General features: G+C 38.9%; 9 protein-coding genes. 3 read left to right on the top strand and 6 right to left on the bottom strand.

Annotated elements, in window-relative coordinates; genetic code table 11:
• Positions 1-45 precede the first annotated feature (45 nt).
• Positions 46-375 carry a thioredoxin TrxA gene (gene trxA / locus H3T46_RS04745; RefSeq protein ID WP_155580846.1) on the top strand — a complete coding sequence of 110 codons (330 nt, stop codon included), beginning with the start codon at positions 46-48 and terminating at the stop codon, positions 373-375.
• A gap of 6 nt (positions 376-381) precedes the next feature.
• Here trxA and hpnK read toward each other — a convergent pair whose 3' ends face one another.
• The 5 genes from hpnK to dxs form a co-directional block, all read right to left on the bottom strand.
• Positions 382-1233, bottom strand: a complete 852-nt coding sequence (gene hpnK / locus H3T46_RS04740; RefSeq protein WP_198197578.1) for a hopanoid biosynthesis-associated protein HpnK — start codon at positions 1231-1233, stop codon at positions 382-384.
• A gap of 19 nt (positions 1234-1252) precedes the next feature.
• Entirely contained in the window at positions 1253-2677 is a 1425-nt protein-coding gene (hpnJ, locus tag H3T46_RS04735; protein WP_110438558.1) for a hopanoid biosynthesis associated radical SAM protein HpnJ, read from the bottom strand.
• Positions 2678-2760: 83 nt separating this feature from the next.
• On the bottom strand, positions 2761-3927 hold the full coding sequence (hpnI, locus tag H3T46_RS04730) for a bacteriohopanetetrol glucosamine biosynthesis glycosyltransferase HpnI (RefSeq protein ID WP_198197576.1): 1167 nt from the start codon (positions 3925-3927) through the stop codon (positions 2761-2763).
• Positions 3928-3940: 13 nt separating this feature from the next.
• Positions 3941-4618 (bottom strand): ABC transporter substrate-binding protein, encoded by a 678-nt coding sequence (locus H3T46_RS04725; RefSeq protein WP_198192473.1) that lies wholly within the window; start codon positions 4616-4618, stop codon positions 3941-3943.
• A gap of 27 nt (positions 4619-4645) precedes the next feature.
• The gene (gene dxs, locus H3T46_RS04720; RefSeq protein WP_232349975.1) at positions 4646-6634 is read right to left on the bottom strand and encodes a 1-deoxy-D-xylulose-5-phosphate synthase; all 1989 of its coding nucleotides are present in this window, start codon (positions 6632-6634) and stop codon (positions 4646-4648) included.
• Positions 6635-7106: 472 nt separating this feature from the next.
• Here dxs and hpnH point away from each other — a divergent pair, with 472 nt between their 5' ends.
• Positions 7107-8276, top strand: coding sequence for an adenosyl-hopene transferase HpnH (hpnH, locus tag H3T46_RS04715; RefSeq protein ID WP_155565910.1), 1170 nt, complete (start codon positions 7107-7109; stop codon positions 8274-8276).
• Positions 8277-8515: 239 nt separating this feature from the next.
• Positions 8516-9805 (top strand): hemolysin family protein, encoded by a 1290-nt coding sequence (locus H3T46_RS04710; RefSeq protein WP_155565909.1) that lies wholly within the window; start codon positions 8516-8518, stop codon positions 9803-9805.
• 46 nt (positions 9806-9851) lie between these two features.
• Here H3T46_RS04710 and H3T46_RS04705 read toward each other — a convergent pair whose 3' ends face one another.
• The gene (locus tag H3T46_RS04705; protein WP_198197572.1) at positions 9852-11771 is read right to left on the bottom strand and encodes a lytic transglycosylase domain-containing protein; all 1920 of its coding nucleotides are present in this window, start codon (positions 11769-11771) and stop codon (positions 9852-9854) included.
• Position 11772: the final 1 nt, after the last annotated feature.

Genomic DNA, 11772 nt, shown 5'->3' with positions numbered 1-11772 from the left:
CTATTTAGTAGATATGAAGATTATTTTAAAAGTTGTGAGGTAGAAATGAGCGAATTTACTAAAAAAGTAACAGATCAAAGTTTTGAACAGGATGTATTGAAATCCGATCAAATCGTCCTGGTTGATTTTTGGGCGGAATGGTGCGGACCTTGCAAAATGATTTCTCCAGTTTTGGAAGAATTAGCAAAGGAAATGCAGGGTAAATTAGTTGTTGCCAAGGTTAATGTCGAGGAAAACCCTGAGGTGCCAACAAATTATGGAGTTAGGGGAATTCCAACCCTTATCTTGTTCAAAGATGGACAGCCTTTATCAACCAAGGTAGGAGCCTTACCAAAAGAAAAATTGAAAGGCTGGATTGAAACAGCTATCCGTTGAGATATTTTAAATGTTTTTCCAAGTAATTAGATGAATGCCATGTTCCTGAAGCAGCTTGGGGAAGTCTGGGTGACAGAGGGTCTCCAGCTCCATTTCAGGTTCATATTGAGGCATAAGTTGATTATATAATCCCGTTTTTGTGGTTGCAGGATGGAAAAACAATTCAGAATTACCTTGTGGTAGGGACGGGATTAATTTCTGGATACGGTCAAATGTCATATGTCCACACCAGGATAAGCCAAAGCACCAATCAAAATATTTCATCCCGGCTTTTTTGATCTGTTCTTCAAGAAGTTTGCACCAATAATAAACCAGCAAGTTATTTGTATTATTTAGATTGGTTGTCTGATCAATGGATCTGAGAATCTTAACGGGTTCTTTGGGAAGTCTTATTCGTTGCAACCGATAATCATGACTGATTTTTATAATAAGCTGAGCAATGGTTGGGTGAAGATGCATATGTTTATGCACATCGACATGATCAAGAGCCAGTCCTGTTTTTCTAAAGGTTTCAAATTGAGCCCTGATTTCCTTTTCCAGTTGTCTACGGATGTGTTGATTGAAAAAGTAGTTGATTCCCATTTTAAGTTGTTGTGAGGGGAAAAGACGATTTTCATCGACAAGAAGTGGAATTTCACTTTTTGGCAAAATCGATTTTCCCTCAATGACAACAACATGTAATCCAACCTGCAAATTTGGCATTCTTTTGGCTCTTATGATTGCATCCTCAGCTGCATCGCCTGCAATCATAAGATTCGCAGTACTCAGGACTCCTTGCCGATGTGCAATTTCAATTGCCTCATTGACCTCGACAGATAAACCGAAATCATCTGCTGAAATAAGAATTTTTCTTGTCACAAAATTTCTTTATCGTTTATTATGATGTATGGCGATCTCGTAGAAATTGGAAAAATTCGACGCCTTCACGTAAGCGACGTTTCATCATTTGTGGGCTGGTGATCATCTCTCCTACAATAGATGCTATTTTGGGAGCGCGAAAGTAAAATTTCTTGTAAAATGTTTCAACGCTATCAAAAATTTCCGTATGAGATAAATGAGGATAATGCAAAGGGGCGATCTGAACGCCATGTTCATCAATCAATTCCGCATTATTTTCATCCAGCCATCCATTTTCAAGTGCCTGCTGATGCAGAAATGTTCCTGGATATGGAGCGGCTAGGGAAACCTGTAAAGTATGAGGGTTGATTTCAGTGGCGAATTTGATTGTTTCCTGGATTGTTTCCTTGGTCTCTCCTGGTAAACCGAGAATAAAGGTGCCGTGGATTTTAATTCCAAGTTCATGACAGTTTTTTGTGAATTCACGTGCAACCTCGATTCGCATTCCCTTTTTAATGTTATGCAGGATTTGCTGATTTCCGCTTTCATAACCAACCAGCAATAGGCGCAACCCATTATCCTTTAACACTTTCAAGGTGCTACGGGGAACATTTGCCTTGGCGTTACAGGACCAGGTCACCCCTAATTTTCCTAATTCACGAGCGATTGCCTCCGCACGAGGAAGATCATCTGTAAATGTATCATCATCAAAGAAAAATTCTTTAACTTGTGGAAAATATTGTTGAGCCAAACGAATTTCTGCCGCGACATGTTCTGGACTTCGTGTACGATAACGATGTCCACCTACTGTTTGTGGCCACAGGCAGAACGTGCAGCGTGATTTGCATCCACGGCCAGTATATAGGGAAAGATATGGATGTTTTAAATATCCAATGAAATAATCTTCAATATGAAGATCTCTTTTGTAAACCTCGGTAACAAAAGGCAAGGAATCCATATTTTCAATTATTGCCCTGTTTTTATTATGAACAATTTTGCCATTTGCATCCCGCCAGGATATGCCGTCAATATCTTTGAAATCGCGACCTTCTGCGACTTCTTTCAATGTAAAGTCAAATTCATTCCGGGCTACAAAATCAATAACATCGCTCTTTTCGAGACTTTCCTGGGGTTGAACAGCAACCTTTGCACCGACCATGCCAATTTTGAGGGAAGGATTTGCATCCTTGAGCATTTTTGCAACCTTGACATCCGATGAAAAGGATGGGGTAGAAGTATGCATGATCACCAGATCACGGTTTTTCACATCAGCAAGAATGGGTTCCATCGTCATTCTTGCAGGGGGTGCATCAATCAGGCGACTGTTCGGGATAAGGGCTGCCGGTTGGGCCAACCAAGTTGGATACCAGAATGATTTAATTTCGCGCTTGGCTTGGTAGCGGGAACCTGCACCTCCATCAAAACCTTCAAAGGAGGGAGGTTGTAGAAACAGAGTCTTCATCATAATGGAACTAATCCTTTGATTTTTTCTATTTTATTATGGTTGTTTAAAAATACTTAATTGGTTCAATTATCTATCACTATCGTTTAACTATTGGAACCTTGGTTTTTTTTAAAAGTCATTTTTTGTCCACGCCATTCAATATCTTCTTTGAAAATACTTCTCATCATAATAGAAGCCGAGGTCCAGTCCCTTAAGGGTAACAGGAAAGGAATTAACTTAAGGTCAAGTTTAATCTTTTTATTGATTACTAAACAACAAATAGATTGAAAAATCCAGCAGCTTAAAAAATTAATCCATGATTTTTTTTTCAGAGGGTTCAGTAAAACAGCAAGAGAAATCCAGAATAGGGGAAGCTGGATGAAAGAGCATGTAAAACCAAGGGGTTCCACCGTAAAAACGGTACGATTCCAGCGCAACTCATGTTTATATAAAGCTTGAAAAGTATTTTCAGAAACAGTTGTCTTAACGATGGAAGGTGAAAGAACAACCTCTAAATTTTGTTTTCTGATAAGCTCTCCAAGTTTTGCATCGTCTGCAATATAGGGTAATAGAGCTTTTAATCCGCCAATTTTCATAAGTATGGATCGTTTGATTGCAACACAGGCACCAAAACAATCCTGACGGCCCAGATAGCGTGAAAGTATCACGCCCGGCATAAAGTTATAATTGATATGAGCACTGGCCAGCATTTGGACAATAGAGGATTCATAAGGTAATCCACTATATAAAGAGGTTATCAGTCCAGCATTGTCATTATCCAATAAGGGAATGGTTTCTCTTAAATAATTCTGATGCGGTGTGTGAATATCGGAATCTGAAATAAGCAGACAGTCATGGATTGCGTAGGCAAACATGTTTATTAAATTTGATACTTTGCGGTTTACCCCGTGAATCTCTGGATTGATAACCAGTTTAATATCACGATTGGGATATTGATTCTGTAGATGATGAACAATTTCAATTGCAGGGTCTTTTCTATCTTGAACGCCAAAAATTAATTGAAAATCTGGATAATCCTGTTCGCAGAAACTTTGTAAAGCCTCATAAAGGAGGGGTTCTGCATTAGCCAAAGGCTTTAAGATTGTTACTGGGGGAAGGGAAGAGGGGGCTGTATATTTTTTTTGTTTTTTGATTTTTTTTTTAAAGAAATAGATAAGCAGACAGCTGATTCCAGATTGAATGCACCCCAGTAATGTACAAATGGATAAAATTCGTGTTAATTTAATTTTCGTTTGTAAGGACCAAAACATATAGACTGTTAGATTAGGAGTTGTTTTTTGACATGAAGGATTGTGTTTTCTTGTTTAACATTTCAATCAATCCTTGACTGCCACCTTTTGCCAGCGTCGAACTAAAGTCACCATGTTGAATGGCGATTTGACTGATATGACCATTCAGCAACACATCGACAATTTTCCATCCTTGTGGGGTTTTACGCAACAGATAGTTGATTTCTGTTGCTGATCCCATATCACTTGCGTCCCCAACCCTGGTTTTAATAATTTTATCATCGTTTGTCATTGCATTTTTAACATTTGGTAAAATTTTAAATCCCGTACCTTTTTCTTTGGCAAAACTGGAATAATACCGTGCAACTGTATAATTAGTGAAAGCTTGCAAAAGCTGCTCTTTTTCAGCTTCGGAATATGAATCGTAACGATAGCCAACCGTACTGCTTAAAATTGAAGAGAAATCATAGGAATCATTTAAAACTTTTCTAAGAGCGGTCATGCCTTTTTCAGCAGGGGTTTGCTTGGACTGTTGAAGTTGGCTTAGGATGCGATACAGATTGACAACAGGTGTTTTAATGGAATTTTCTGTATCAGATCCGGTTACAGAAACAGGACGGACGGCAGTATCATTTGCATGAATTGCGATTGGAGAATTAAAGCCTATAAAGGCTGTAACACTGCATAACAGGATATAACGATGAAATTTCATAGTTGAATCTACCTAAACTTTTTATATTTAAATTTCTAAAGGTACATCTAAAGCTTTTAAAGCGGTTTTGACAATAGATGGAGCATCTAAACCTGCCTCAATATATTGCGCGGTTTGGTTATTATGGTTAATGAAATAATCAGGTAGAACCATTGGCCTGAACCTTACATGATCTAAAAGACCGTTCTGGGCAAGATGTTGCATGACAAATGCTCCAAATCCGCCTGTTGATCCCTCTTCAATAGTGATAAGAACCTTATGGTTTCTAGCCAGCTGATCAATTAATCCTTTGTCAAGAGGCTTAGCAAAACGAGCGTCGACAATTGTAGGGGGCAATCCATATTGTTTAAGGGTTTCGGCAGCTTTTAAACATTCTGCCAAACGGGCTCCGAAAGACAAGATGGCAATTCCCCCCTTTTCATCACCGGTCTGCTCTCCCATTTCCTGAATGATTTTTCCTTTACCAATTGGAAGAATTTGACTTTTTGCCGGTAAAGAAAGACCAATACCAGGACCACGCGGATATCTGAAAGCGATTGGACCTTCATCAAAAGCTGCTGCGGTTGCTGTCATATGAGCTAATTCAACTTCATTGCTGGGAGCCATGATAACAATATTTGGTAGACATCCCAAATATGCAATATCAAAGGTACCAGCGTGGGTTGCCCCATCAGCTCCAACCAGTCCAGCGCGATCAATGGCGAAACGAACAGGTAAATTCTGCAGGACAACGTCATGCATGACTTGATCATAGGCACGTTGCAGAAAAGAGGAATATATAGCACAGAAAGGTCTTAATCCCTCGGTTGCCAGACCTGCGGCAAATGTAACCGCATGTTGTTCAGCAATGCCGACGTCAAAATAACGTTCAGGAAATTTCTGTTCAAATTTGTCTAATCCTGTACCAGATGGCATCGCAGCGGTTATGGCAATAATTTTGTCATCTTTTTCAGCGCATTTTAGCAGTTCATTACTGAAAACTGAGGTATACGATGGTGGTCCGGGCGGTCCTTTATTCTGTTTTCCTGTTATGACATTGAATTTGGAGACAGCATGATATTTATCGCCTGAAGATTCAGCCGGTTTATATCCATGTCCCTTTTGGGTTACGACATGTAAAAGTACTGGACCGATATGTTCGGCATCGCGCAGATTTCTTAAGACAGGAACCAGTTGTTGTAAATTATGTCCATCAATTGGTCCCACATAATAGAAACCTAGTTCCTCAAATAATGTCCCGCCCGTCATTAAAGCGCGGGCATATTCTTCGGCCCGTTTTGCCTTTTTTTCAAGACTCTCGGGTAATTTGCTGGCAACTCTGGCGGCAAGATCTCTTAGCCCCAAGAAATGACGTGACGAGAGAAGCTGCGATAGATAAACGGACATTGAACCGACAGGTGGAGCAATGGACATTTCATTATCGTTCAGGATGACAATTAATCGTTCTGCACCTGGCCCAGCAACGGCAGCATTATTCATAGCTTCGTAGGCCATACCAGCTGAAATGGATCCGTCACCGATTACTGCTATAACACTGCGTTCATCATATGTTGGATCTTTTTTGGCCTTAAAATGGTTTGCAACAGCTATACCCAATCCTGCCGAGATCGAGGTTGAGGAATGGGCGGCTCCGAAAGGGTCGTATATACTTTCTGAACGTTTTGTAAAGCCTGATAATCCTCCAGGTTGACGTAATGTACGAATAAATTCACGACGACCAGTTAATATTTTGTGGGGATAAGCTTGATGACCAACATCCCATATTAGTGAATCATTTGGTGTATCAAAAACGGCATGTAATGCAACAGTAAGTTCAACCACACCCAAAGAGGCCCCTAAATGTCCACCTGTTGTGGAAACGACATCAATTGTTTCGGCACGTAATTCCTTGGCTAATTGTTCTAGCTGTTCAATGGAAAGGTTTTTGAGATCTGTTGGGGTATGAACGCGGTCTAATAAAGGGAAACGTCCATAAGTAGGAATGGATTTTAAATGATTAGCCGATTCATTTTCCATAAGATTTTCTTTGTTCTTAGGCGTTTCGGTTTGTTCATCCATGTTATATTTCGTCCGTAACTGTTACATAATAGCTTAATATAAATGTTAAGTTTTTTAGCTTATACTCGAGTTTAGATGATATTCAAATACACGTTATGTAAAATCTATCACCTTTCATGAATAAAAAAGGATAAAAAGCGAACAATATATTACACTTTATTTATTAAGCTTTTATGGCTGATTTTATCTTTTTTTTCAAATGAGATATTAAATTTGTTGCTTGAGGAACACATCTATAAAGTAAATTGTTAATTTACAGAAGGAAAAAGAGAGACGACAAGGCTTTTGAAATTTAAAATAAAACGTTTTTGTCGTAAAGTACATTTTTTACTAATAATATTTTTTTCTTGTTGTTAAGGGTCATTTATCTTATGAATGACGCATTTATTATATGTTAATATCGGTTAAACCGGTTTGGGAGCTTAGATAAATGGCTGTTCCTCTGATGCAGGCAGTACGAGTCGGTAGCTACGTTGTTAAACAACATCTAAAAAGACGTGAAAAATATCCACTCGTTTTGATGTTGGAGCCTTTATTACGTTGTAACTTGGCCTGTTCTGGTTGCGGAAAGATTGATTATCCTGCTGAGATATTGAATCAGCGATTGAGTGTGCAGGAATGTTTGGATGCTGATGCTGAATGTGGCGCCCCTGTCGTGGCAGTTGCAGGGGGTGAACCCTTGTTGCATAAGGAAATGCCACAGATTATTGAGGGATTGATCGCTCGTAAACGGTATGTATATCTGTGTACTAATGGATTGTTGCTTGAAAAAAAGATTGACGATTATAAACCATCTCCATTCTTTTCATGGGATATTCATTTGGATGGTGACAAGTCCATGCATGACGCTTCTGTCTGTCAGCAGGGTGTTTACGATCGTGCCGTTTCAGCAATAAAACTTGCCAAGTCTAAAGGGTTCAGGGTTTCAATCAACTGCACCCTGTTTGATAATGCCGATCCATATCGTGTAGCGGCATTTTTTGACAGTGTTATGGAGTTGGGGGTTGATGGTATTATGACTGCTCCTGGCTATGCCTATGAAAGGGCGCCAGATCAAGAACATTTCCTGAACCGTCAAAATACCAAAAAATTATTTCGTGAAATTTTCAGATTGGGAAAGGGACATAAATGGCGTTTCACGCAATCTCCATTATTCCTGAATTTTCTGGCTGGAAATGAGCAATATCACTGTACTCCTTGGGGTAAGCCTTTAAGAACAGTTTTTGGATGGCAACGTCCATGCTATCTGTTGGGAGAAGGCTATGCACCGACGTTTGAAGCATTGATGAATGAAACTCAATGGGATCAGTACGGTACGGGCAATTACGAAAAATGCGCCAATTGCATGGTTCATTCCGGATATGAAGCTACCGCTGTTAAGGATGCGATCAAACGTCCATGGCATATTGCTCAGGTTGCTTTAACAGGACCCAAGGTTGAAGGTGTGATGGCACCCGAAATAGATTTGTCACAACAGAGACAGGCAAAATATGATTATAATGAACAGGTGGCGGAATTAATGAAGAAACTGCCTAAGGATTCAGTTAAAAAACGGACAGCAGTTCGTCGTGTTAAAAAGGTGGCTGTTCAGGAAGCCTGATTATACATTGGTATCTTTTGTGGAATAAAAGGAAAGGCAAGCTTAGTTTTTCAAGCTTGCCTTTTTTAATAGTTGTGTAAGGAACAAATTTATTACAGAAATAAAAATAAAAATGTTAAATCATACTCAAAGTAAAAATAAGTATAACAGATTTATTATTTTTTATTAGTAACAATTTTGTTAGATTATTTTTGTAATTTCTGTTTTTTATTATGATTACATTTATTGGATTTAAGTAAATGCTTGTTTCAATTATTGTTATTTTATGCTTGATTTTTTTGAATGGTATTTTCGCTATGGGCGAACTTGCTTTAATATCAAGCCGAAAAGCCCGGCTGGTTGCGATGCAACATCAAGGGGTGAAGGGTGTTGAAGGGGCTTTACGATTAATTGATAAACCACAAAGTTTTTTACCCACTATTCAGGTTGGTATTACGCTTGTTTCAATATTTGAGGGAGCCTTTGGGGGATCCCGTATTGAAAATTGTCTAAGGCATTGGCTTGAACAATTTTCGTTAATCAAAATCTGGGCAGATGACTTATCGATTCTTATCGTTGTTTTGGTTATTACTTTTTTTATGCTAATTTTTGGGGAACTGGTTCCAAAGCAGTTGGCGTTACTAGAGCCTGAGGTCATTGCTGTCCGCCTGTCCTGGCTATTTATAATTATATCAAAGATTGCCTCTCCTGCAGTTTGGGTCCTCAGTAAATCCTCTGAATGCGTTTTGAAATTACTAAGAAGACATAATAAAGTTTCTGTCTCTGTAACAGAAGAGGAATTAAGGGCCTACATTGCCGAGGGGGCCAAGGTTGGTGTGCTGGAAGTTGAAGAACGGGATATGATTGAACGTTTGCTACGACTGGCTGACCGACCTGTCAGGGCTGTTATGCGTCCAAGGAATGAAATTATATGGATTGATCGTTCTATTTCAGGGGACAAATTGAAACAGGCTTTGTACAATATTTCACATACACGATTGGTTGTTTGTGAAAATGGAATTGATAATCCTGTTGGTGTGGTTTTGGTTAATGATTTGTTCAGCCAGCTTTTACATAAAAACAGCTTGTCAATTAATGCCTGTTTACAGCGTCCTCTTGTTGTTCCGGATAGTATGTCTGCCTTGGACGCTCTGGAACGATTGCGGGGTGATTTATTAGGAATATTACTGGTTCTTGATGAATATGGCTCATTTGAGGGAATTGTAACGGTTTCGGATATTTTTAAAATAATTGTAGGTGAAATCAATCAGTCTCTGGATGCCCCCCGTCTTGAGTCAGGGATAAGTAATGAATATTTACTGGAAGGGACGACCCAGGTCGATGAAGTCAGGGATCAGCTGGATTTAGGAGATTTACCTGCGGAAGGAAGTTATCATACGGTCGCCGGATTGATTTTGGCACTTTTACGAAGAGTCCCGGTTACAGGTGACAAGGTTGTTTTTTCAGGTTGGCTTTTTGAGGTTTTGGAGATGGAAAATCGTCGGGTTACTCGTGTAAAGGCAAGCCGACAACCTGTGGCAAAAAACTAGTAGGTATTTAAAAAGCCCTTTTCTTAAAAAAAGAAAAGGGCTTTTTTTAATGTAATGTAATGACTTGGGCCAATTTTACTTCATTTGTAAATTTAGGCCATTTGTTTTGAGCCAGAGCCTTTAAGGAAGGAGAAGGTAAATCAAGCTTATCAGAATAAATCCAAAGAAAAGTCAGTGCTTTATGCAAATAGTTTTTTGTTTCCTTGATGGGAATTGTTTCCATGAACAGTAATGGATCTTGGTTATTCTCAGCTGAATTCAACCATTTTGATGTTATTACAGGTCCGGCATTATAACTGGCCAGCATATGAATAAGGCTTCCCCCTTTTGGAAGCATATCATAGTTTTTCTTGTTATAAAGTCCTGATAAATGGATAAGGTATAATTGACCGATTTCCAAATTTAAAGCGGAATTTTGCAGTTCATCCAAACGATGAATCGATACGTTATTTTTTTGCTTTGCAATATATTTTGCTGTCATAGGCATGATTTGCATTAAGCCACGTGCCCCTGTATTCGAAACAGCCTTGCTATTGAAATTTGATTCTAAACGGATCAAGGCATAGATAAGGGCCGGATTAATTTTGTAGCCATTCCTTGGATGTAAATTGGGTAAGGGTAAGCTTTTATTGTGGTCGAGAAGATTTTCATTTTGTGCAATTATCTCAACAAGCTGTTTAGATAAATCGTTTGCGCCTATGGTTTTTGCAATCAATTGAATGGAATGCAAAAGGGCAAGATTCTTTCTATTTTTTATCCATATCTGTTTTAAAATAATCTCAGCCCGTTTTTTTTCGTCCACTTGTAGTAAGGCAAAAAACCTTTTTCCCTCAGCAGTGGCTTCAATAGTGTTGATATCCACTTGAGAAAGTGTTGTAGAAGAAAATTTAAGGAAATTTAGTAAAGGATGAAAATCAGTCTTCTCTGTTGAAGTATCATGATCGTTTTCTTTTAGAATCTGGTTGGCCAAAATACCATAAAAGGTATGCACAAACGAAGCCGATCTGCGCAACCAGATAATATATTCCTGTTTATTTTCCTTTCTTAGACATGAACGTGCAGCCCAGAAATAAGTACCTGCTCTAACATTGGTAGTGATAATATCTGCCTTTGAAGCCTGTGCAAAAAATTTCAAGGATTGATCAATATCATTATTTTTCCAGGCAATTAATCCAGCGACATATCCAGCCAAACCAATGCGGTAATTGGATGATTTAAACGCATTTTTAGCCAGTTGATAGGCATGATCTGAATAATTCATTGCAAAGAGCTGTTGAGCTATTTCTGCCTGTAATTGTGCGGCATATAGATTATTCATTCCGCGTGTCTGTTGAATAAGCTGCAAGGCACTTTTCGCTCCTTGCCAACCTAATGCGCTGCGTTCACGAACAGTTTGATCCAACAAAGGATTTCTTTTGAAGGAATTGGTTTCGAAATTAAGATGATCAAGGCTTTGCAAATAAGCCATGACATTATTGTTGTTATCAATAGGTAGATTCTGATTGACGGGAATTGATACTTTAATAGCGCCAAGATTGTTCAGACGCTTTTGAATATCAGGTGAATCAGGATAAGATGCAAAATTTTTCAGCCATAACTTTAATTGTCCTGTATTTGGTAAAAAATGTGGGTTTAGGTAACGCTCGGCAAGAATATCGCCGAGCAACAAATTGTCTGAAATCTGAATTGTTTCAGATTGAGCCGTTGTGAAATCCCCTTTGCGTTGTAGATCAAATATATAGCGAATACGCTGTTCATCCATTGAATTTAACGGACGAGGAAAGCTGACACGACCATTACCATTTCGAATAATATTTCTAGCTTGTGTAATGATTGTTTCTTCACGCTGATCTAACTGTTTTGGCGTAGTTGCCCGTATGGATACAGTTGATACGCCTGCAAACAAGGCTGCGCTTGCCAATAAAGCCCGGACAGCCAAAGGGGAAAGAATGTTTGTCCCTTGCATA

This window comes from Commensalibacter sp. M0133, assembly GCF_016101485.1.
Lineage (GTDB): Bacteria > Pseudomonadota > Alphaproteobacteria > Acetobacterales > Acetobacteraceae > Commensalibacter > Commensalibacter melissae.
This window is presented reverse-complemented; position numbering and strand designations above follow the sequence as displayed.